The sequence below is a fragment of the Aquabacterium sp. A7-Y genome, assembly GCF_026153205.1.
GTDB lineage: Bacteria > Pseudomonadota > Gammaproteobacteria > Burkholderiales > Burkholderiaceae_C > Caldimonas.
The window spans coordinates 101,024-122,494 of record NZ_JAPFBW010000011.1 but is presented as its reverse complement, the minus strand read 5'-3'; the positions used below and the strand labels follow the sequence as shown (position 1 = coordinate 122,494).

Here is a 21,471-nt window from a genome sequence, read left to right as displayed (position 1 = left end):
AGGAGAGAAGTCGATGAATGCCTTTCAAACCGCCGTGAAGTTCTTCCAGGACAGCGGTCTGTTCATCTATCCGAGCATCTTCATCATGGCCCTGGGCCTGGCGATCGCGATCGAGCGTTTCGTCTTCCTGCAGCGCGCACGCAGCCAGAACCGCAAGCTGTGGGCCCAGGTGCTGCCGATGCTGCAGGGCGGCCGCTTCAAGGAGGTGTACAGCCTGGCCTCGAGCTCGGACGCGGCGGTCGGCAAGATCGTCGCCAACGGCCTGGCCCGCCTCGGCGGCGCCAGCCGCCGCGAGGACATCGACGCGGCGATGGAGGAGGGCATGATGGAGATCGTGCCGCGGCTGGAGAAGCGCACCCACTACCTCGCGACCTTTGCCAACGTCATCACCCTGGTGGGCCTGCTGGGCACCATCATCGGCCTGATCAAGGGCTTCACCGCGGTGGCCCAGGTCAACCCGGCCGAGAAAGCCGAGCTGCTGTCGGCCAGTATCTCGATCGCGATGAACAACACCGCCTTCGCGCTGATGGTGGCCATCCCCTTCCTGCTGATCCACGCCTTCCTGCAGGCCCGCACCAGCGAGATCGTCGACGGCCTGGAGGCGGCCAAGATCAGCTTCCTCAACCTCGTGCAGCGCATCAAGGCCGAAGCCTCGTCGCCGAGGTAAGAGCATGGCTGTCCGACGCCTACGCAAACACGCGGCTGCGCTGGAAGTCACCGCGTTCATCAACTTGATCGTGGTGCTGGTGCCTTTCCTGCTGTCCACGGCCGTGTTCACGCGCCTCTCGGTGCTGGAGCTGAGCTTGCCGGCGCAAAGCTCGGGGGTCGAGCAGCTCAAGGTCGACGACCTCAAGCTCGAGATCGTGCTGCGGCCGGACGCCCTGGAGGTCGCCGACCGCATCGGCGGCCTGATCCAGCGCATCCCGAATGCGGGCGGCGGCTACGACGTCAAGACGCTCGCTGCCGTGATGCACCAGATCAAGCAACGGTTCCCGGGCGAGACCGACGCCACCGTGCTGGCCGAGCCTGACACGCCCTACGACGTGCTGGTGCAGGTGATGGACGCGGTGCGGGCCACCTACACGGCCCAGGGGACGCAGCTGGTGCGCGCCGACCTGTTCCCTGACATCTCGATCGGCGACGCGCCGGTGCTCAAGCGATAGGGCTGCCTTCCATGAAACTTTCGCCACTGCAAAAGCGCGCCGCGCGCCAGGCCCGCAACAAGTCGGAAGTCGACGTGAACCTGGTGTCGCTGATCGACATCTTCACGATCCTGATCTTCTTCCTGCTGTCCAGCGCCGCCGGGGTCGAGATCCTGCCCAGCCCGAAGGCGGTGCAACTGCCCCAGTCCACCGCCGAGGCCAGCCCGCGCGAAACCGTCGTCGTGGTCGTCAGCCCGCAGGACATCCTGGTCGGCGGGCGCCGTGTCGCCTCGGTGGCCGAGGCGATGGCCAGCGAGGACGACCTGATCACGCCGCTCAAGGCGGAGCTGGACCTGCTCGGCAAGCGCGAACTCATCCGCGCCGACAACACGCCGCAGAGCAAGGCGGTCACCATCATGGGCGACAAGAACATCCCCTACCGCCTGCTGCGCAAGGTGATGTACACGGCCGCCCGCGCCAACTTCAGCGACGTGTCGTTCGCGGTGATCCAGAAGTACCAAGCATCATGAGACATCCAGTGTCAACCCGTCGGCGGGCCGAGCGCCGGGCCGCTCCCAAGCCGGCCCGCGTCCCCTCGGGGGACCGGCCGACGTACCCGGCGGACGAGGGGCTGTCATCCCCGCGGGCCGAGCGCCGGGCCGCTCCCAAGCCGGCCCGCGTCCCCTCGGGGGACCGGCCGACGTACCCGGCGGACGAGGGGCTGTCATCCCCGCGGGCCGAGCGCCGGGCCGCTCCCAAGTCGGCCCGCGTCCCCTCGGGGGACCGGCCGACGTACCCGGCGGACGAGGGGCTGTCATGAGCGCAGCGACTGCCGTGACTTTCCGCCGGCCCATCCTGCCGTGGGCGGTGTCGCCCGAGGACGAGGCGCGCTTTCGCCGCATCCAGCGCTGGGTGCTGGGCCTCAGCACGCTGATCTGCCTGCTGTTGCTGCTGTGGCCGCGGCCGCCGGAGGACCGCAGCCAGCCGGCCGAGCTGCCGCCGCGCGTGGCCAAGCTGGTGCTGGAACGCGAGCCGCTGCCGACGCCGCCCGCGGCGGTGCCCAAGCGCGAGGCGGCGCCGACGGCCAAGCTGGCGCCGTTGCCTGCCGCCTCCACCAGCAAGCCGCCGCTCGCGAAACCGCAGCCCGACAAGCCGGCGACCGTGAAGCGGCCGGTGCCCGAGGCGCGCAACCCGCAACCGGGCAAGCCGCCCGGCGAGGTCGGCGAGGCCCGGCGCAAGGCCGCCGGCGTGGGCCTGCTGGCGATGAAGGACGACCTCGCCGAACTGCGCGGCGCGCCGGTGGCGGTGCAGCTGAATCAGGACATCAAGCCGGGCCGCGGCGTCGGCACCGGGGTCGGTGTGGGTGTCGGAGCCGGGACCGAGCCGGGCGTCCCGACCCGTGCGCTGATCACCTCCAACGCCAGCGGCGGCAGCGGCGGCATCAACACCGCTGCCTACAGCCGCAACACCGGCGGCGGCGGGCTCGCCGGCCGCGCCACCACGCTGGTCGAAGGTGTTGCGGGCGGCGGGGGCGGCGGCGGCCCGGGTGTCGGCGGCGTGCGGGGCGACGGCAGCGGCAGCGGCACCGGAACGGGTGTGGGCGGCGGGGGCGCGCGAGGCGGCACGCTGCAGCGCGGCAACAGCGGCAAGGCCTCGCGCTCCATCGAGGAAATCAAGCTGGTCTTCGAGCGGCACAAGGGCGCCATCTACGCGATCTACAACCGCGCGCTGCGCGAGGACCCCTCGCTGCAGGGCAAGGTGGTGCTCAAGCTGACCATCGCGCCCTCGGGCAGCGTGGTGGACTGTCGCATCGTCTCCAGCGAGCTGAACGCGGCCGAGCTCGAAGGCAAGCTGCTGGCGCGGGTGCGGCAGTTCGACTTCGGTGCCAAGGACGTCGACCAGATGGTCGTGACCTGGCCGGTCGATTTCCTGCCCTCCTGATGCCAGTGCCTGCCATGCCGAGCGCCGAAGCTCCCCGCCTGGCCCTGGTGAAGCTGGCCTGCCGGCGCGGCGGCAGCCGGCTGTTCCAGGACCTGGACCTGGAGGTCCGTCCCGGCGAGCTGGTGTGGGTGCGGGGCCGCAACGGCTGCGGCAAGACCAGCCTGCTGCGACTGGCGGCCGGGCTCGCCAGCCCCGAGTCCGGGCAGGTGCTGTGGGGCGGGCTGCCGGTGCGGCAGGCGGCCGGCCGTGTCCGGCCGCCGGTGTGGCTCGGTCATGCCGACGCCCTCAACGACGATCTCAGCGTGAGCGAGGCCTTGCAGTTCCTGCTGCGGCTGCAGGCCCGGGCCAGCGACGCCGCCAGCGTGCACCAGGCGCTGGAGCGCATGGGGCTGCAGGGACGCCGCCACGCCCGGGTCGGCAGCCTGTCGCAAGGACAGCGGCGGCGTGTCGCGCTGGCCCGGCTGGCGGCCGACCCGGGCGCCGGGCTGTGGCTGCTCGACGAACCCTTCGATGCGCTCGACGCGGAGGCCATCGAGCGGCTGGTCGGGCTGCTCGGCGAGCAGCTGCAGCGCGGCGGCAGTGTGGTGCTGAGCAGTCACCAGGGCGTGGACCTGGCCGCGCTGCGGCCGCGCGGCCTCGATCTCGACCGGCGCCACCCGGCCCACTGAATGCGCGACCTGTTCCTCGCCCTCTATCTGCGCGACTTGCGGCTGGCCTTGCGCCGGCCCGTCGATGCCTTGCTGCCGCTGGTCTTCTGCGCGGCGGCGGTGAGCCTGTTCCCGCTCGCGGTCGGGCCCGAGCCGCAGACCCTGCGCCTCATGGCGCCGGGTGTCGTGTGGGCCTGCGCGCTGCTCGCCGCCTTGCTGTCCCTCACCCAGCTGTATGCCGGTGACCGGGCCGACGGTACGCTCGAACAGATGCTGCTGGCCGGGCCGGGCGGCGCTGTCGTCGCCGCGGCCAAGGCCGCCGCGCACTGGAGCGTGACCGGCCTGCCGCTGGTGCTGCTGGCCCCGCTGCTGGGGCTGCTGCTCGGGCTGCGTGGTGCCACGCTCGGTGTGCTGGCGGTCTCGCTGCTGCTGGGGACGCCGGTGCTGAGCCTGCTGGGCAATGTGGCGGCGGCGCTGACCGTGGGCCTGCGCAGTGCCGGCCTGCTGATCGTTCTGCTGGTGCTGCCGCTGTCCGTCCCGGCGCTGGTGTTCGGCACCGGCGCCGTCGCGGCGGCCGAGGGCGGGCAATCGCCCGGCGCGCACTGCTCGCTGCTCGGTGCGCTGCTGATTGTCAGCGTGCTGACGGCGCTGCCCGCCGCGGGCGCGGCCTTGCGCATCTCGATGGAGTGAGACATGGGGCAGGCTCAAGGTCTACGCTGGTTCACCTTCGCCGCGCCTTCGCGCTTCTACGGCCTCGCGGGCGTGCTGCTGCCGTGGCTGTGGGGGGCGGCCGTCCTGCTGGCGGCGACCGGGCTTTATATCGGTTTTTTCGTGGCACCCACCGATGCGCAGCAGGGCGAGGCCTACCGCATCATCTTCATCCATGTGCCGGCGGCCTGGATGTCGATGCTGGTCTATGCCGCGATGGCCGGCTGGGCGGCGCTCGGCTGGATCTTCAATGCCCGCATGGCGGCGATGCTGGCGCGCGCGCTGGCGCCGACGGGGGCGGTCTTCACGGTCATCGCGCTCGTGACCGGTGCCTTTTGGGGGCAGCCGACCTGGGGTACCTGGTGGGTGTGGGACGCACGGCTCACCTCGGAGCTGATCCTGTTGTTCCTCTACCTCGGCTACCTGGCGCTGGTCGTCTCCATCGAGGACCCGCGGCGCGCCGACCAGGCCGGCGCGCTGCTGGCGGTCGTGGGGGTGGTGAACCTGCCGGTGATCTATTTCTCGGTGCGCTGGTGGAACACCCTGCACCAGGGTGCCAGCGTCAGCCTGACGGCCGCACCGAAGATGGCGAGCACGATGCTCGCGGCGATGGGGCTGATGAGCCTCGCGTTCTGGGCCTATGCGATCGCGGTGAGCCTCACGCGCGCACGGGCCATCGTGCTGGAGCGCGAAGCCGAAGCCGACTGGGTGCGTGAGCTCCTCACGGCGCAACCGGAGGCGCGGGCATGAACTGGGACAGTGTGGGCGCGTTTTTCGAGATGGGCGGATACGGGCTGTATGTCTGGGGGGCCTATGGCGTGACGGCCGTGCTGATGACGGTCGAGCCCTGCCTGGCACGGCGGCGCCGCCGCCGTGCCGCCGCGTCGGCCCTGCAGGCGATCGCCGGGGAGCCGCCGGCGTGACCCGCACAGCGCGACAGCGACGCCTCGCGATCTTCCTCGGCATCGTGCTGGCGGTCGGTGCGGCCGCCGTGCTGGTGCTGAACGCCTTGCGGAGCAACCTGGTGTTTTTCTACTCGCCGTCCGAGGTGCAAGCGAAACAGGTGCCGCTCGGCCGCAGCTTCCGGGTCGGCGGCCTGGTGGCGCCGGGCAGCGTGCAACGCAACGGCCTGGTGGTGCGTTTTGTCGTGACCGACACGGTGCAGACCCTGCCGGTGCGCTACCGGGGCGTGCTGCCGGACCTGTTCCGGGAAGGCAAGGGTGTGGTGGCGCAGGGCCGGGTGAGCGAGGACGGCGTGTTCCTGGCGCAGGAGGTGCTGGCCAAACACGACGAGAACTACATGCCGCCGGAGGCGGCCGGCACGCTGCCGCAGCCGCAAGCGACAGGCGCGAAGCCGGCGCTGGTCGTCAGCGGGAAGGGCGCGCCATGATTCCGGAGCTGGGCCAGGTCGCCCTGCTGCTGGCGCTTGCGGTGGCGCTCGTCCAGGGCAGCGTGCCGCTGCTGGGGGCCGCGCGCGGGCGGGCCGACTGGATGTCGCTGGCACGCCCCGCGGCCCAGGCGCACGGCCTGCTGATTGCCGTCGCCTTCGCCTGCCTGACCGCGTCTTTCGTGCGCAACGATGTCTCGGTGCTGTACGTCGCGGAGCACTCCAACAGCGCCTTGCCCCTGGCCTATCGCATCGCCGCCGTGTGGGGCGGGCACGAGGGGTCCTTGTTGCTGTGGGTGGCGATGCTCGCCGTCTGGATGCTCGCGGTGGCCCGCTTAAGCCGCCATCTTCCTGAAGTCCTGGCGGCGCGCATCCTGGCGGTGATGGGGCAAATCAGCGCTGGTTTCCTGTTGTTTCTGGTGCTCACGTCCAACCCCTTCGAACGCCTGTCGCCGATGCCGGCGGACGGCCGCGACCTCAACCCCCTGCTGCAGGACCCCGGCATGGTGGTGCACCCGCCGCTGCTCTACATGGGCTATGTCGGTTTTTCGGTGGCCTTCTCGTTCGCGGTGGCGGCGCTGCTCGGCGGGCAGCTCGACGCCGCCTGGGCGCGCTGGACACGCCCCTGGACCACCGCCGCCTGGAGCTTCCTGACGCTGGGCATCCTGTTCGGCAGCCTGTGGGCCTATGACGTGCTCGGCTGGGGCGGCTGGTGGTTCTGGGACCCGGTGGAAAACGCCTCCTTCATGCCGTGGCTGGCCGGCACCGCGCTGATCCATGCGCTGGCCGTCACGGAAAAACGCGGGGCCTTCAAGTCCTGGACCGTGCTGCTGGCGATCGCGGCGTTTTCGCTGTCGCTGCTCGGCACCTTTCTGGTCCGCTCGGGCGTGCTGTCCTCGGTGCACGCCTTCGCGACCGATCCCCGCCGGGGCCTGTTCATCCTGGCCTTTCTCGCGCTGGCGGTCGGCGGGGCGCTGGCCCTGTATGCCTGGCGCGCGCCGAGCTTCGGGCTGGGCGCCCGTTTCCGGCTGATGTCGCGGGAGTCGCTGCTGCTGGCCGGCAACGTGCTGCTGGTGGTGACGACGCTGTCGGTGCTGCTCGGCACGCTCTACCCGCTGTGGATCGACGCGATGGGCCTGGGCAAGCTCTCGGTCGGGCCGCCGTATTTCGACGCCGTGTTCGTGCCCCTGATGGTGCCGGTGCTCCTGCTGATGGGGGCCGGGCCGCTGGCACGCTGGAAGCAGGATGAAGCGGGCTCGCTGGCGCGGCGGCTGCGCTGGCCCGCCGCGGCGGCGCTGGTGGCAGCGCTCGCCACCGCCGGTCTCGCCAGCCGCTTCAGCGCGGGCGCGACGCTTGGCTTCCTGATGAGCTTCTGGATCGTCGCGGCGATCGCCACGGACTTGTGGGCGCGCCTGCGGCCTGCGGCCGGTGGCGTGCCGCGGGCGACCCTCTTCGCCCGGGCGAGGCTGCTGCCGCGTGCGCTGCTCGGCATGATGCTGGCGCACCTCGGCGTGGCGGTCTTCGCTTTCGGCGTCAGCATGGTGTCGAGCTACCAGGTCGAGCGCGACGTGACGCTGGGCCCGGACGGCAGCAGCGAGCTGGCCGGCTACGTGTTCACCTTGCGCGGCTTCCGCGACCTGCAGGGGCCCAACTACCGGGCTGCGCAGGCCTGGATCGAGGTGACGCGGGACGGACGGCCCGAGGCGCGGCTGTTCCCCGAGAAGCGGGTCTACCAGGTGCAGCGCAGCCCGATCACCGAGCCGGCCATCGACCGCGGCTGGTCGCGCGACCTGTATGTCTCGCTGGGCGAGCCGGTCGACGGCGGCGCTGCCTGGATCGTGCGCCTGTACGTCAAGCCCTTCGTCAACTGGATCTGGGCCGGCTGCGGGCTGATGGCGCTGGGCGGGGCGCTGGCCGCCGGCGACCGCCGCTATCGTGCCGGGCGCGCCCGGCAGCCGGCCCGCGAAACGCCGGCGAGCGCGGGAGCCGCCGCATGACAAAACGCCTGCGTTTCGTGTTGCCGCTCGGCCTGTTCGCGCTGCTGGTGGGGCTGCTCTGGCGCGGCCTGGCGCTCGATCCGCGGGCGCTGCCGTCGCCGCTGATCGACAAGCCGGCCCCGGCCTTTGCGCTCGCGCGGCTCGACGATCCCGACCGGATGCTGCGCCGCGACGACCTGCGCGGCCGGGTCTGGCTGCTCAACGTGTGGGCCTCGTGGTGCGCGGCCTGCCTGGAGGAGCATGCGACGCTGATCGCGCTCTCCCACAGCCAGGCGGTGCCCCTCATCGGCCTGAACTACAAGGACCAGCGGCCTCAGGCGCTCGCCTGGCTGGGCCGCCACGGCAACCCGTATGCCAGCTCGGTGTTCGACCCGGACGGTCGCGTCGGGCGGGATTTCGGTGTTTACGGTGTGCCCGAGACCTTCGTGATCGACAAGGAGGGACGCGTACGCCTCAGGCATGCCGGCCCGTTGACGCCGGAGTTTGTCGAATCGCGCCTACGCCCCCTGCTGGAGCAACTCGATGGCCGCTAGTGTTTGGTTTCGGTGGGCCAGGGTGGGGGCCTGGTTGTTGGCGGTCCTGGTGCTGCCAGGGGGCGCCGCCGCCCAGCCCTCGGCGCCGGTTGCCGACCCGGCGCTCGAACGGCGGGTGCGGGACATCACCACCGAGCTGCGCTGCCTGGTGTGCCAGAACGAAACCGTCGCCGAGTCGAGTGCCGGGCTGGCGCAGGACCTGCGGGAGGAAGTCCGCCGCCTGCTGAAAGCGGGTCGCAGCGAGGAGCAGATCCTCCAGCACATGACGGACCGCTACGGCGACTTCGTGCGCTACCGCCCCCCGGTGCAGGCCTCCACACTGCTGCTGTGGTACGGACCGGCGGTGCTGATGGCGGGCGGGCTGGTCACGCTGTTCGTGCTGCTGCGGCGGCGCGAGCGGCTGGACGACGACTGGTTCGAGTCCGAGGGGCAGGCCGAGGCGGAGCCGGAAGAGGGCGCCCGGCCGTGATCGGTTTTGTTGCCATGGCGGCCCTGCTGGTGGCGCTGACGATGGCCTTGCTGAGCCGCGGGTCCTGGTGGCTGCGAAGCGCGAGCCCCGGCGGCGAGCTGGCGGCAGCGCGGCCCTCGAACCGCCTGTTGGCGACGCTGCTGGTGTTCGTGCTCGGTGTCGGCGGCGGGGGCTACGTCTGGCTGGGCGCGCCCCGGCATCTCGGGCTGGGCCCGGCGGCGGCGGCCCCCGACAGATTGAGCTCCGCGCAGGTCTCGGCCCTGGCCGACCGCCTGGAGCAGCAGCTGGCACGCCAGCCCGATGACGCCGCCAGCTGGGCGGTGCTCGCCCGCGCCCACACCGCGCTCGGCCGGCAGGCGCAGGCCGCGGCGGCCTTCGAGAACGCCGCCCGCAGGCGGCCGCAGGACGCTGGCCTGCTCGCCGACCATGCCGACTTTCTGGCGCGGTTGAACGGCCCCAGCCTGCTGGGTGAGCCGACCCGGCTCGTCGGGCGCGCGTTGGAGATCGATCCCCGGCACGCCAAGGCCCTGGCCCTGGCCGGCGCCGCCGCCTTCGACCGGCAGGACTACCCGGCCGCGGTGCAGTACTGGGAGCGGCTGGCCGAGGTCGAGCAGGCCGACCCGGCGCTGGTGCTGCAGATCCGCAGCCGCATCGACCGGGCGCGCCAGCTCGACGCCAGCCCGGCCCGCGTCGGTGTCACGGTGACGCTCGCGGCGCGCTTGCAGGGCCGGGTGGCGCCGCAAGACACGGTGTTCATCTTCGCGCGCGCGGCGGACGGCGGCCCGGACACACCGCCGCTGGCCGTGCTGCGCAGGCGCGCCGCGGACCTGCCGGTCCGCGTCACGCTGGACGACAGCCTGGCGATGTCACCTGGCGCCAAGCTGTCGGACGCAACGCGGGTCGTGGTCACCGCGCGCATCTCCAGGAGCGGCAGCGCCCTGCCGGGCCGCGGCGATCTGCAAGGCCGTGCCGCGCCGGTCCCGGTCGGAGCGGACGGGCTGCGGCTCGAAATCGACGAGCTGCTGGCCCCCTAGGCGCGCCGGCGCCGCTGCCCGGCGCCGCGCGGACCCTGCCGCCGATCCCCAACCTTGCCACGCCAGGAAGGTCCGTCAGGCCTGGGGTATAAGCTAACTTCCAGCAAAATATTCCGCGACACCCTCTTGACCTTGCCAGTGTGGGAACCTTGACGATACCTGCATCTTGAACAAATCCCGCATTCCGAGGAGTCCCCGATGAGCTCAAATGCCGATCTGCTCGCACCCCATGGCGTCCGGCTTCAGGTGGCCGGCATGACCTGCGCGTCCTGTGTGGCCCGCGTCGAGAAGGCCCTGCTCAAGGTGCCCGGCGTGTCCTCAGCGTCCGTGAACCTCGCCACGGAGCAGGCCGTGGTCCAGGCCCCCGCCAGCGTGCCCGTCGCGGCGCTCACCGCTGCCGTGGAGAAGGCCGGCTATACGGCGCAAGAGGTACAGCAGGCCCGGCCGGAGCCCGAGCGGCGCCTGCCCGAGTGGTGGCCCGTGGCGCTCAGCGCCGTGCTGACGCTGCCGCTGGTCGCGCCCATGCTGCTGCAACTGTTCGGTGTGCCGTGGCGGCTGGACGGCTGGCTGCAGCTGACGCTCGCCACGCCGGTCCAGTTCGGGCTGGGCTGGCGCTTCTACCGGGCCGGCTGGAAGGCGTTGCGCGCCAGGGCCGGCAACATGGACCTGCTGGTCGCACTCGGCACCTCGGCGGCCTACGGGATGTCGGCCTACCTGCTGTGGCGACATGCCGGCCACGAGATGGAGCCGCATTTCTATTTCGAGGCGTCCGCGGCCGTCATCACCCTGGTGCTGCTCGGCAAGTGGCTCGAGGGCAGGGCGAAACGCCAGACGGCGGATGCGATACGCGCACTCAACGCGCTGCGCCCGTCGACCGCCCGGGTGCGACGCGACGGCATCGAGGTGGAACTGCCGGTCGAGCAGGTGAGGGTGGGCGACCTGGTGGTCGTCCGCCCCGGCGACCGGGTGCCGGTGGACGGCGAGATCACTGAAGGCCGCACGCACATCGACGAGTCCCTCATCACCGGCGAAAGCCTGCCAGTGGCCAAGGCGGTGGGCGACACGGTGACCGGCGGCTCCATCAACGCGGAGGGCGCGTTGACCGTCAGGACCGGGGCCGTCGGCGCCGAAACGACGCTGGCACGCATCATCCGCATGGTGGAGTCGGCCCAGGCCGCCAAGGCGCCCATCCAGCGTATCGTCGACCGGGTCAGCGCGGTGTTCGTGCCGGTGGTCCTGGGCATCGCGCTGCTGACGGGGCTGGGCTGGCTCGGCGCCAGCGGCGACTGGGAGCAGGCGCTCATCAATGCCGTGGCCGTGCTGGTCATCGCCTGTCCGTGTGCACTGGGGCTGGCGACGCCGACGGCCATCATGGCGGGCACCGGCGTGGCGGCCCGCCACGGCATCCTCATCAAGGACGCGGAGGCGCTCGAGGTCGCCCACTCGGTGAGCGCGGTCGCCTTCGACAAGACCGGCACCCTGACCGAGGGCAGGCCCTCGCTGGTCGCGGCCGAGCCGGCTGCCGGCCTCACGCGGGAAGAGCTGCTGTGCCTGGCCGCGGCGCTGCAGAAGACCAGCACCCACCCGCTGGCGCTGGCGGTGCTGGACCGGGTGCGCGCGGAGCGCCTGGCGGTCCCGCCGGTGCATGAGGCGAAGGCGCTGCCCGGGCGCGGGCTGGAGGGGGTCGTGCGCGGCCAGACGCTGGTGCTGGGCAGCAGCCGTCTGCTGCACGAGCTGGGCGCCGAAGCCGGCCCCCTCGCGGCCGAAGCGGAGCGCCTCGAAGGGCAGGGGCGAACCATCTCCTGGCTGGTCCGCCGGGACGCCGGGCAGGCGAGGATGCTGGGTCTGTTGGCCTTCGGCGACACCATCAAGGTCACGGCGCGCGGCGCGGTGGACCGGCTGCGCGAGCTGGGCATCCGTACCGTCATGATGACGGGCGACAACCGCGGCAGTGCCGAGGCAGTGGCCCGGGCGCTCGGCATCGACGAGGTGCGCGCGGAGATGCTGCCCGGCGACAAGTCGACCGCGGTCCAGGCGCTGCGGCAGGCCGGCCATGTGGTCGCGATGGTGGGCGACGGTCTGAACGACGCCCCCGCCCTGGCCGCCGCACAGATCGGCGTGGCCCTGTCGACCGGCACCGACGTGGCCATGGAGACCGCCGGCATCACGCTGATGCGCGGCGACCCGCGTCTCGTCGCGGACGCCCTGGACGTCTCGCGCCGGACCTACTCGAAAATCAAGCAAGGGCTGTTCTGGGCCTTTGTCTACAACGTGCTCGGCATTCCGCTGGCGGCTTTCGGCCTGCTGAGCCCGGTTTTCGCCGGCGCCGCGATGGCCTTCAGCAGCGTGAGTGTCGTCGCCAATGCCTTGCTGCTGCGCCGCTGGCAGGGCGCGGCCGACACCCGGCCCGAGTCGCCGACGCCAGACCGACTCCAGACCGACAACGCCTGAGGAGGTGAAAGAGATGGACAGACTTATGAACATCGGCCAGGCCGCCAAGGCCTCCGGCGTCTCCGCCAAGATGATCCGCCACTACGAGAGCCTCGGCCTGTTTCCGGAGGCGGCGCGGACCGACTCGGGCTACCGGCAGTACAGCGACAAGGAGCTCGCAACCCTGCGTTTCATCCGCCAGTCGCGCGACCTCGGTTTCTCGCTCGAGCAGATCCGCGAGCTGCTGGGCTTGTGGCAGAACCGCAAGCGGCCGAGCCGGCACGTGAAGGCCTTGGCGCAGGCCCACATCCTGGAGCTGGAGCAGAAGCTGCAGGAACTCCAGGCGATGAAAGCGACGCTGGAGCACCTGGTGCACTGCTGCCACGGCGACGACCGGCCGGACTGCCCCATCATCGAGACCCTCGCCCAGGGGAACGGGACGGGGGCTGTCGAGCCGGGACACGGTCACGCAAGAACCGCCGGGCTGCGTCCCGGAGGCCGCAGCACTTGACCTTGCCCCCGCCTCGTCGCTGCCGCCGCAGCGATGGCGGCAGCCGGCGCCATGGCGCACGGCAGCGGAGACCCTGCCGACACCCCCAGGCGCTTCGACGCCCGCAAGGTCGAGGACCGCGCCTTTGGCCCGCAAGGTGACGGTCCGACGAAAAAGACGATCACCCCACGCCTCTCATATTGAGACAGACACTTTGTCCAAAGTGTCTCAGAAAGCTAGCCAACGTCGCGTCACAAATGCTCCGTTGACAAGCGCTAACGCAACACTGACGATCGGTTGAGATTGGTCCTGACGAAAGTTGCTGCGCAGCATGGCGACCCCTATCGAAACCGAAAAGGTCCTCATCTTCTCGCCGCATGCGGATGACGAGGTCCTCGGATGTTTCTCGTTTCTTTCGCCATCCTGTCATGTCGTTTACTTCGGCGTCGAGGATCGCCCGGAGGTCTCGAGGGCGCAGCGCCTCGAAGAGGTGAAGGCAAGCGCCAGGAAGTCCGGCTTTCAATGGGAGGCCTTGGACCATACCGTCAACGCGTACCAAGCCCACGAGCTGGTCACGCCGATGGAGAAAGTCATCCAGCGCCACCGGCCGGACACCGTGCTGTTGCCGCAGCCCTCTTACAACCAGGACCACCGCGCCGTCTACGACGCGGCCGTCACGGCCTTGAGGCCGCATGACAAAAACTGGTTCGTCCGGAATGTCCTGGTGTTCGAGCAGCCCGACTCGATCTTGTGGCCGCACGGCGGCGAGCGCGCGCCGAACTACTTTCGGCCGATCTCCATCGAGGACAAGCTGCACAGTTATTCGCTCTATGCGTCGCAGGTCCGGGGCCATCGCTCGCCCGACCTGGTCAAGGCGCTGGCACGGCTGCGAGGTGCCCAGGCCGGGCACGAATTCGCAGAGGGATACACGGTCAAGCGCATCGTCGCGGTTCAGTGAGCAGCGCACCCATGAAGATCCTCATCACCGGTGGACTGGGCTTTCTGGGGCAACACCTGGCCCGGCACCTGCTTCGCGACGTTCCAGGCTGCCGCCTGACGCTGATCGACAACCTGAGTTCCTCAGTGATCGATCACGCCTGGCTTCGCGACAAGGCAGAGATCATCATCGACGACTTCGCGGCCATGCCCGTGGGCCGGCGTTTCGACCGGATCTACCATCTGGCCAGTCCCGTCGGATCCCTGGGCATCCTGTCGATGAGCGGCTACGTGGCCAAGCAGATCACCGATCTCGCGGTGCGTGCGGGCGAGATGGCCGCTGCGTGCGGGGCGCCGCTTCTGTACGTCTCCTCGTCCGAGGTCTACGGCAAGGGCGGCCCTCAGAGCGAAGGCGACGAGCTGGCGGTCCCGGTCCAGACCGGCACGCGGATGGAATACTCCCTCGGAAAGCTCAGCGCCGAGCACCTGCTGCGCAACATGGCGGCGCGGTACGGCTTTCGATTGACGGTGGTCCGGCCGTTCAATGCGCTCGGCGAACATCAGAGCTCGCGGATCGGCTTTGTCGTTCCCACCTTCTTCGAGCACGCGATGGCAGGCAAACCGCTGCCGCTGTTCCATGGCGGCAACCAGGTCCGCTGCTTCTGCCACGCCGAGGACGTGGTGCGCGGGATGGCCGCGGTCCAGGAACGGGGCGTCGACGGCGAAACCTACAACGTCGGCCACCCCGGCAACGCCATCAGCATCCGCGATCTCGCGGCGAAGATCCGGGCGCTGTGCGACTCCGACTCGATCCTGGAATCGGTCGATCCCGTCGAGCGCTTCGGCCCGAGTTATCTGGAAGCATCCGCCAAGTCGCCCTCCATCGAGAAGGTGCATGCCGACACCGGATGGCGACCCCGTATCGATCTGGACTCTGCCTTGGCGAGGGTTCATGGCTACTACTCAAACCTGGGAGCGCCTGCCCTTGAACACCGTCCAGATCGGGTCGCTGCGACTTGAGATCAGCGAACCCGAAGAGTCGATCGCTCTGGTCCGCGACTGGCCCGGCCGATCGCCGGCGAGGCCGGCCTTCTTCGGGTACCTCAATCCCCATGTCTACAACCAGAGCGTGGTTGACCGCGACGTCGCGACCTTCATGGAGCGATGCGAGGCGGTCTGCCTGGACGGCATCGCCGTCGCGCTCGCCGGCAGCTTGTTGAATCGGGTACGCCTGCCCCGGGTGGTCATGCACCACGTGTTCGATCGCTGCGTGCAGGCCGGGCTGCTGCGCGGCCGCGTCATTCTGCTCGGCCTCACCCCCGAGGACATCGGGCCGGCGTCCGAGAGCCTGAGGCGGGCCGCGCCCGAGGCGGACTTCGTGGCCTGCCACCACGGCTATCTGTCCGACAGCGACTACGCGGCCATCTTTCGTGAACACCGCGACGCGGATTTCATCCTGACAGGCATGGGCACGCCTCGATCGGAACGTGTGCTGCTGCTGGCTGCCGAGATCTGCAGCCATGCGCTGTGCTGGCACGTCGGCGGCGGCAACCTGCGCCACTGGGCCGGGACCAAGCGCCGCGCGCCCCTGCTGCTCTCCCGCCTCGGGCTGGAGTGGATGCACCGCATCGCCTACGAGCCCGAAACCCGCACGCGCTACACCAGGGGCATTCCCTTTTTCGTGCGACAGGTGCTGGCCGATACATGGCAGGGACGGCGCGGCGACAACCCGGGGTGAGCGCCGGCGCTCATCCATGCCCTTCAGGGAAGGTCCATCATGAGAATCCTGCTTGTCAATCCTGCTTTCACCCGCGATCTCGGGGACGGCCTCGAGCGGTACATGCTGGGGGCGGGCATGCGTTTCCCCTGGTCCCTGCTCAAGCGCCAGGACGAGCGCCCCCGCTACGCCATGTTCCCGCTCTTCATGGCCTATGCCGCGGCCCTGCTCGAACGGGAGCGCTTCGACGTCAGGGTGATCGACGCGGTGCCGCTCAACGTGCGCGAGGCGGAATTGATCTGGCGGGTGCGGGAAAGCCAGCCGGATGTCGTGCTGCTCGAACCCAACGCGGCGATCATCGACGACACGCTGCGACTGCTCGTCAAGCTGCGCGAGGTCACGCCCGCCAAGTTCGTGCTGGCGGGCACGCATGCCACGGCCACGGTGCGCGACCTGCTGGCGAACCATGAGATCGTGGACCTCGTGGTCCAGGGTGAATACGAGCCCGTCGTCCTGCAGCTGATGAAGTGCCTGCGCGACCAGCGCCCGGTGGCGGACCTCCCCGGTGTCGCCTGCCGCGACCACCAGGGCGGCCTCATCATCAACCCCCGGGCCGCGGCCATTGATCCGCTGGACGAGCTGCCGTTCCCGGCGCGGCACCTCTTCCCCGCCTATTTCGATACCGACATGAGCGTGTACCGGGACGGCTTCTGCCAGCACAGCCCTTCGTACCACATGCACACCAGCCGGGGTTGCCCGTTCCAGTGCAATTTCTGCGACCGCATCCAGGTCCTGTTCGCCAGCAACAAGCAGCGTTATTTCTCGCCCCGCCGGGTGGTGGACGAGATGGAGGCGGTGAAAAAGGCCGGGGCCAAGGAAATCTACTTCGACGACGACAACTTCACCACCAGCAAGGCGCATGTTCTGGCGCTGTGCGACGAGATGGTCCGTCGCAAGGTCGGCATCCCCTGGTCCGCGATGTGCGACGCCATCGCCTTGACGCCCGAAGTGCTCACACGGATGTCGCAGGCTGGCTGCATCGGCATCAAGTTCGGCCTCGACAGCGCCGACGCGCAGGTGCTTCATGCCATCAAGAAACCCTTGAAGCTGGTGAACCTCGAAAAGGTCGTCGCCAAGGCCAGGGCGCTGGGCATCAAGACCCACATGAGCGTGGTGCTGGGATTGACGGGCGAGTCCAAGGAAACGCTGCAGCGTACCTTCGACTACAGCTGCAAGATCGACATCGACTCGGTCCAGTTCAGCCTGGCGACGCCGCTGCCCGGCACTTCGCTGTTCAGCATGCTGCAGGAGCAGGGCGGGCTGACGGCGAAAAACTGGAGCGAGTTCGACGGCGCCAACACCACGGTGATCCGCTACGAGAACATCTCCCGCGAGTACCTCGAAGCTTTCATGGCGGCCTCCCATACCGAGTGGCTGAGGGTCAAGGTCAAGGACCCGAAGTGGCTGCTGCGGCAATTCCGCTTCCTGGCCCGGACAGCCACCAGCCAGGGCCTGCCCGGCATCTGGCAGCGTTTCCTGCGCGCCACGCAGTTGCTGCGCGGCGACGCGAAGGAAGTGCGCGTGGCGGGCGAGCTCAAGACGATGCGGTTCTGATGCAGATGCTGCACTGCCACCCGAACCAGAAAGCGTGCCCCGTGGACATGAAGGGCCGGCCCATGCCCGGCCCGCCGCTGGGGCTCTTGCGGGTCGCCGGTCACCTGCGGAGCAGTGCGCTCGACCGCTACCCGCGATACGGCGTCATGCCTTTCCTGCAGACCCTGATCCCGCACGACCTTCTCTACAACGCGCGCCCGGTCTTCAAGGACCTGCGCACCGTGGTGCACGCGGCTCGCAAGGCGATCGCCTCGAGTTGGTGAAGACGATGGCGGTGCTCGTCACCGGCGCGAGTGGTTTTGTCGGACGCCATCTGGTGCGGGCGCTGGTACAACGCGGCCACGAGGTCAGAGCACTGACGCGCGCCCCGAGCGCAGAAAGCATGGTCCCCGGCGTCAAGCAGGTGCCCGGCGATGTCAGGGACCGAACTGCGCTTGCCGCAGCGATGGCCGGGGTCACGACGGTCTATCACGTCGCCGGGGTGGTTCCCGGGCGCGGCAGCGACGCCGAGATGTGGGCAGGCAACGTGGACGGAACGCGCGAGGTGGCGCAGTCCTGCGCTCGCGCCGGGGTCAGGCGGCTGGTGCTGGTGAGTTCGGTGGCTGTCTATCGCGCACCACTGGAGGCGGTGGTGGCCGAAGCGGCGCCGACGGGAGGCACGGACCTGTACGGCCGCAGCAAGAGCCAGGCCGAGTCGGTCGCTCGCCTGGCCTGCCGAGGCCAGCTGGAGCTGGTCATCGCGCGCCCTTGCCAGATCTATGGACCGATGGACAGGAGCGGCTATACCCAACGATTGTTGAGGCTGTCCGGCTCGCCCCTGCTGCCCTTGGCCGGCTGGACCGGCCGACCCTTCAGCCTGATCCATGTCTCGGACGTCGCCGATGCGCTGTGCGCGGCCGGTGAAGTCGACGGCATCGACGGCGCGGTGTTCAATATCGCTCCGGCCTCGAGAGTCACGCTGCTGCAGCTGGCGAAGATTCATGCCTCGCTGCGCGGGCGCAGAGGCACAGGCCTCCGGGTCCCGATGCCCGAGGCCGCGCTGCGTGCCGCACTGGGCTTGCGCTGGACGGTCAGGAACGTGGCACAAGGCAGCGGCATCGCCTTCAAATCCTATGCGGTCGGACATACGCACGGGTCGCTGATGCTGGGCGGGCCGCTCTACCGGACCGAGCTTGCGAGAGCCGTGCTGGCGTTTCAAGCCGGAACGACGCCCGAGCAAGGTGTGTCCGAGTTGTTGACCGGCCCTGCGGGGCCGGGCGCCCTCTCTCCCCGAGCCCGAACCGGGCGGCTTTTTTCAGACCGAGGTTCGCCATAGACCTGCCATTGAAGGTGTCCCCACGATGAAGCGAGTGCTCATCGTCCAGAACCACTACATCGAATTCGGAGGAGACGACGTGGTCGTCGCGAACGAGTCGGCGATGCTCAGGTCGCAAGGCCACGAGGTCTCGCTGTGGACCCTGCGCAACGACGAGCTGATGGCTTTGGGGCCGCGCATCGAGACCGCATGGCGGCTGGGCTACAACGGCAAGGTCCGGGATCGGCTGGCCGACCACATCGCCGAGTTTCGGCCGGACGTGATGCATTGCCACAACCTGTTTCCGCGCATCACACTGTCGGCCTACGACGCGGCGGCGCAAGCCGGCGTTCCGGTGGTCCAGACCCTCCATGACTTTCGTTCCGTCTGCTGTGCCAACGCCTTTCTCTATCGCGACGGAAAGACCTGCGACCGCTGCGTGAAAGGCTCGACTTATTGGGGCGCCTGGCACCGCTGCTACCGGGACTCCTGGATCGGCTCCCTGCTGGTGGCACGTTCTCTCGACGTTCACCGGCGAGCCCGAACCTTAGAGCGCCGGGTGCAGCGTTTCATCGCCTTGTCCAAATCGTCGAGGAGCCGGTTTGTCGAAGGCGGCTTGCCGGACGATCGCATCGCCGTCAAGCCGAACTTCATCGCCGACCCCGGTTGTCCTCCAGTCGCCCCGCGCGACGGCGCCCTGTTCGTCGGACGCCTGAGCCCGGAGAAGGGGTTGATGACGCTGGCCGAGGCCTGGAAGTCCATCGACCATCCGCTGCATGTCTTCGGAGCCGGGCCCTTGGAGGAAGCGCTGCAAGGCGCGTCGACGCCCCGGCTCACCTTGCAGGGACATCGATCCAGCGCGGAGGTTTTCCGCGCCATGCAGCAGGCCCGCTTCCTGGTCATGCCCTCGGAATGCCTCGAAGGTTTCCCGCTGGTGATCGTGGAAGCCTTCGCGAACGGCTTGCCCGTCATCGCGAGTCGCCTGGGCGCGATGGCCGAGATCATCGACGATGGGGTCACCGGCCTTCATTTCTCTCCCGGAGATTCCCGTGACCTGGCGGACAAGGTGGCCTGGGCGCTGGCACATCCGCAGCGCATGGCCGAGATGGGCGCTGCCGCGCGGGGTGTTTATCAGGCGCGGTACAGTGAGGCGACGAACTACCGGCAGCTGATGCAGATCTACGAGCAAGCCGCGGCGCTTGACATTGAATACGTCTAGCAAGTCGGCGGTCGGCAGACGGCGCCGAACACTCTTCAAGGAACTTCCACCTCAGCACACCCGCGTGACGCGAGCGAGCGCTGAATGCCCTCGAAGAACCGACCGGCCATGTTGTCGATGGAGTAATGCCCTGCATCGTCGAGCGCTGCGCGAGCCAGCGTCCTCCGTTGCGTTTCAGACTGGAGCAAGCCGAGCACAGCCGCTGCATAGGCACGCGCGTCGTCCTCGGTCATCAAGCCGTTGACTCCGTCGTGCAGGTAGTCGATCTCAGGGCTGTGGATCCAACTCTCGGTCGTGACCAGGGGCAGCCCGGCGGCAAACGCGTCCAGAATGGCCAGCCCCACCAGGCCCGGGCAGAGGAAAAGCTGAGCGAGACGGAAACACAGTGCCTTGTCTCGACCGAATGACGCGCCCAGGTAGTGGATCCTGCGGTCGTGCGCAGCGGCGCGCGCCACGATGTCCCGACACGTGCCGTCGCCGATCACGAGCAGCTGAAAGTCGGGCTGTTGTTCGTGAATCCAGCGCAGCGCTTCAAACAGGAAGTCGAGTCGCTTGCTGCGATGCAGTCCACCGCAGAACAGGCCCGCAGGGGCGCCGGCGGGAATGCCGTGCCGGCTCGAAAACGCCTGCAAGTCGGCCGCATCGACCGCGGCCAGCGAGGCGCGAAAGGCGGCGACATCGACGCTGTTGTTCAGCACCGTGATGCGATCCTCGGCCGCGCCGTTGGCCAACAGGTAGTCCCGCGTGCTGTCGGTGTAGGCGAACCACCAATCGCCGCGCCGCATCATGCGTCGGCTGACCGCTTCCTTGAGCGACCGGTCTGCGGCCCGTTGCCGGGTGTGATAGACCCAGAAGCCGAGCTGCGGACATTTGCGCTTTTTCCTCAGCCAGAAAAAGTAGTTGGGGAGGTAAGCGGCGGCGTTCGGGAAGATGGCCAAATCCGCCCGCAGGAGGTTTCCGATGACCGGCTGGTAGAGCATTCGGTCCGACAGCCACAGATTGCGGACTTTCAGACCGAACGACGGCGGCAAATCGACCAGGTCTTGTTTGGCGGCCTGTTCCTCGTTGGGCTTTCCGTAAACAACCTTCAGCTCGACGCCGGCATGCGCGAGACGATCGTGAAGCAATTCGAACAGCTTCAGGCGATAGTGCGGGATGACCTCCTGCACCACGATCACGCGAGCACGGGAGCGGGCAAGCACGTGTAGGGGAATCCGAAAGTGTGGACCCATTGTAGGGCGCTCGTGCCAGCAAATCTTTCGCCCGTGGTGGATGCGCATCCCGAGCTCTAGGGATGGCTGTCCCCATCACTAGGGGTTGAGACCGGTTCGTGATGACGAGAGCATCGGGTTGTCGCAGGGCATCTCCATCGTCTCCAATCATGATCGAGTGGTGAAGCATCGATGCCCGCCTGATCCCGCGGTCGGCTGTCAAGGGCCGTTCAGGACCTGCTTTTCTTCAACCCTTGGAGCTTCGAATGCCCGACTTTATCGTTCACCAGCACCTGACCCCCGAGATCTATGAGCACATCTTCGATGCCATCTCCAACGGCCAGCCCGATGAACTGACCTATTGGCCGATGGAGGACCGCGACAATCCGCGTGTCGACGCGTCCAAGGTCAACCCCAATCGGGCCCAAGCCATGGCCCACAATGTTGCTCACTTCAAGGACATGGGCGGCAATATCCGTACTCAGCCGGCGGGGGCCGGCCTGTCTTGGGACGAGTATCCCTTCGCTTCTACGCTGGAGGGTGGAACCGATTCAAGCGTTCGGGCCGTGCCGGAGAGGGAGCAGCGTGTTCAGGGGGGGTCTCTGAGCGGCTTTTACACACAACACAACATGACTCGCGGTTCCAAGTTCCGCGTTGTGCTATCACCCAACCGGCTTGAGTGACCCTGCAAGGCCTGGTTCG

At 68.9% G+C, this 21,471-nt stretch carries 24 protein-coding genes; 23 read left to right on the top strand and 1 reads right to left on the bottom strand.

The genetic code is table 11. From position 1 onward, the window contains the following. Nucleotides 1–13: 13 nt before the first annotated feature. The 22 genes from OOT46_RS12080 to OOT46_RS11975 all read left to right on the top strand — a co-directional run bounded on the left by OOT46_RS12080 (nucleotide 14) and on the right by OOT46_RS11975 (nucleotide 19,558). Nucleotides 14–667: a MotA/TolQ/ExbB proton channel family protein gene (locus OOT46_RS12080; RefSeq protein ID WP_265403854.1), complete on the top strand. Its 654-nt coding sequence runs from the start codon at nucleotides 14–16 to the stop codon at nucleotides 665–667. A 4-nt stretch (nucleotides 668–671) separates the two neighbouring features. Continuing rightward, nucleotides 672–1,163 (top strand): ExbD/TolR family protein, encoded by a 492-nt coding sequence (locus OOT46_RS12075; RefSeq protein WP_265403853.1) that lies wholly within the window; start codon nucleotides 672–674, stop codon nucleotides 1,161–1,163. Between the two features lie 11 nt (nucleotides 1,164–1,174). After that, on the top strand, nucleotides 1,175–1,672 hold the full coding sequence (locus OOT46_RS12070; protein ID WP_265403852.1) for an ExbD/TolR family protein: 498 nt from the start codon (nucleotides 1,175–1,177) through the stop codon (nucleotides 1,670–1,672). A 286-nt stretch (nucleotides 1,673–1,958) separates the two neighbouring features. Then, a complete protein-coding gene (locus OOT46_RS12065) occupies nucleotides 1,959–3,083 on the top strand; it encodes a TonB family protein (protein WP_265403851.1) in 1,125 nt (374 codons plus the stop codon). Between the two features lie 14 nt (nucleotides 3,084–3,097). Next, on the top strand, nucleotides 3,098–3,751 hold the full coding sequence (gene ccmA, locus OOT46_RS12060) for a cytochrome c biogenesis heme-transporting ATPase CcmA (protein ID WP_265403850.1): 654 nt from the start codon (nucleotides 3,098–3,100) through the stop codon (nucleotides 3,749–3,751). After that, nucleotides 3,752–4,420, top strand: a complete 669-nt coding sequence (gene ccmB, locus OOT46_RS12055; protein WP_265403849.1) for a heme exporter protein CcmB — start codon at nucleotides 3,752–3,754, stop codon at nucleotides 4,418–4,420. Between the two features lie 3 nt (nucleotides 4,421–4,423). Continuing rightward, complete coding sequence (ccmC, locus tag OOT46_RS12050; RefSeq protein WP_265403848.1) at nucleotides 4,424–5,188, top strand: heme ABC transporter permease CcmC; 765 nt, start codon at nucleotides 4,424–4,426, stop codon at nucleotides 5,186–5,188. Beyond that, on the top strand, nucleotides 5,185–5,361 hold the full coding sequence (ccmD, locus tag OOT46_RS12045) for a heme exporter protein CcmD (protein ID WP_265403847.1): 177 nt from the start codon (nucleotides 5,185–5,187) through the stop codon (nucleotides 5,359–5,361). The genes ccmC and ccmD overlap by 4 nt, the downstream gene beginning before the upstream one ends. Continuing rightward, nucleotides 5,358–5,828 (top strand): cytochrome c maturation protein CcmE, encoded by a 471-nt coding sequence (gene ccmE / locus OOT46_RS12040; protein WP_265403846.1) that lies wholly within the window; start codon nucleotides 5,358–5,360, stop codon nucleotides 5,826–5,828. The genes ccmD and ccmE overlap by 4 nt, the downstream gene beginning before the upstream one ends. Further along, entirely contained in the window at nucleotides 5,825–7,822 is a 1,998-nt protein-coding gene (locus OOT46_RS12035) for a heme lyase CcmF/NrfE family subunit (RefSeq protein ID WP_265403845.1), read from the top strand. Before ccmE ends, OOT46_RS12035 begins: the two co-directional genes overlap by 4 nt. Continuing rightward, a complete protein-coding gene (locus OOT46_RS12030; RefSeq protein WP_265403844.1) occupies nucleotides 7,819–8,355 on the top strand; it encodes a DsbE family thiol:disulfide interchange protein in 537 nt (178 codons plus the stop codon). The genes OOT46_RS12035 and OOT46_RS12030 overlap by 4 nt, the downstream gene beginning before the upstream one ends. Then, nucleotides 8,345–8,824 carry a cytochrome c-type biogenesis protein CcmH gene (locus tag OOT46_RS12025; protein ID WP_265403843.1) on the top strand — a complete coding sequence of 160 codons (480 nt, stop codon included), beginning with the start codon at nucleotides 8,345–8,347 and terminating at the stop codon, nucleotides 8,822–8,824. The genes OOT46_RS12030 and OOT46_RS12025 overlap by 11 nt, the downstream gene beginning before the upstream one ends. Next, nucleotides 8,821–9,858, top strand: coding sequence for a tetratricopeptide repeat protein (locus OOT46_RS12020; RefSeq protein WP_265403842.1), 1,038 nt, complete (start codon nucleotides 8,821–8,823; stop codon nucleotides 9,856–9,858). The genes OOT46_RS12025 and OOT46_RS12020 overlap by 4 nt, the downstream gene beginning before the upstream one ends. A 198-nt stretch (nucleotides 9,859–10,056) precedes the next feature. After that, nucleotides 10,057–12,309, top strand: coding sequence for a heavy metal translocating P-type ATPase (locus OOT46_RS12015; protein ID WP_322114252.1), 2,253 nt, complete (start codon nucleotides 10,057–10,059; stop codon nucleotides 12,307–12,309). Between the two features lie 13 nt (nucleotides 12,310–12,322). After that, on the top strand, nucleotides 12,323–12,799 hold the full coding sequence (gene cueR / locus OOT46_RS12010; RefSeq protein WP_416136181.1) for a Cu(I)-responsive transcriptional regulator: 477 nt from the start codon (nucleotides 12,323–12,325) through the stop codon (nucleotides 12,797–12,799). Nucleotides 12,800–13,097: 298 nt separating this feature from the next. Beyond that, nucleotides 13,098–13,736 carry a PIG-L deacetylase family protein gene (locus OOT46_RS12005; protein WP_265403841.1) on the top strand — a complete coding sequence of 213 codons (639 nt, stop codon included), beginning with the start codon at nucleotides 13,098–13,100 and terminating at the stop codon, nucleotides 13,734–13,736. A gap of 11 nt (nucleotides 13,737–13,747) precedes the next feature. After that, nucleotides 13,748–14,734 (top strand): NAD-dependent epimerase/dehydratase family protein, encoded by a 987-nt coding sequence (locus tag OOT46_RS12000; protein ID WP_265403840.1) that lies wholly within the window; start codon nucleotides 13,748–13,750, stop codon nucleotides 14,732–14,734. Beyond that, entirely contained in the window at nucleotides 14,700–15,452 is a 753-nt protein-coding gene (locus tag OOT46_RS11995) for a WecB/TagA/CpsF family glycosyltransferase (protein ID WP_265403839.1), read from the top strand. The genes OOT46_RS12000 and OOT46_RS11995 overlap by 35 nt, the downstream gene beginning before the upstream one ends. A gap of 39 nt (nucleotides 15,453–15,491) precedes the next feature. Next, nucleotides 15,492–17,045 carry a B12-binding domain-containing radical SAM protein gene (locus OOT46_RS11990; protein WP_265403838.1) on the top strand — a complete coding sequence of 518 codons (1,554 nt, stop codon included), beginning with the start codon at nucleotides 15,492–15,494 and terminating at the stop codon, nucleotides 17,043–17,045. Then, nucleotides 17,045–17,308: a hypothetical protein gene (locus OOT46_RS11985; protein ID WP_265403837.1), complete on the top strand. Its 264-nt coding sequence runs from the start codon at nucleotides 17,045–17,047 to the stop codon at nucleotides 17,306–17,308. The genes OOT46_RS11990 and OOT46_RS11985 overlap by 1 nt, the downstream gene beginning before the upstream one ends. Before the next feature lie 5 nt (nucleotides 17,309–17,313). After that, nucleotides 17,314–18,360 carry an NAD-dependent epimerase/dehydratase family protein gene (locus OOT46_RS11980; protein WP_265403930.1) on the top strand — a complete coding sequence of 349 codons (1,047 nt, stop codon included), beginning with the start codon at nucleotides 17,314–17,316 and terminating at the stop codon, nucleotides 18,358–18,360. A 25-nt stretch (nucleotides 18,361–18,385) separates the two neighbouring features. Then, nucleotides 18,386–19,558 carry a glycosyltransferase family 4 protein gene (locus tag OOT46_RS11975; protein ID WP_265403836.1) on the top strand — a complete coding sequence of 391 codons (1,173 nt, stop codon included), beginning with the start codon at nucleotides 18,386–18,388 and terminating at the stop codon, nucleotides 19,556–19,558. A gap of 35 nt (nucleotides 19,559–19,593) precedes the next feature. On the opposite strand, the gene OOT46_RS11970 is transcribed toward OOT46_RS11975, so the two are convergent. Then, the gene (locus tag OOT46_RS11970) at nucleotides 19,594–20,760 is read right to left on the bottom strand and encodes a glycosyltransferase family 4 protein (protein ID WP_265403835.1); all 1,167 of its coding nucleotides are present in this window, start codon (nucleotides 20,758–20,760) and stop codon (nucleotides 19,594–19,596) included. A gap of 275 nt (nucleotides 20,761–21,035) precedes the next feature. On the opposite strand from OOT46_RS11970, the gene OOT46_RS11965 reads away from it, so the two are divergent. Then, nucleotides 21,036–21,452 carry a NucA/NucB deoxyribonuclease domain-containing protein gene (locus OOT46_RS11965; protein WP_265403834.1) on the top strand — a complete coding sequence of 139 codons (417 nt, stop codon included), beginning with the start codon at nucleotides 21,036–21,038 and terminating at the stop codon, nucleotides 21,450–21,452. Nucleotides 21,453–21,471 lie beyond the last annotated feature (19 nt).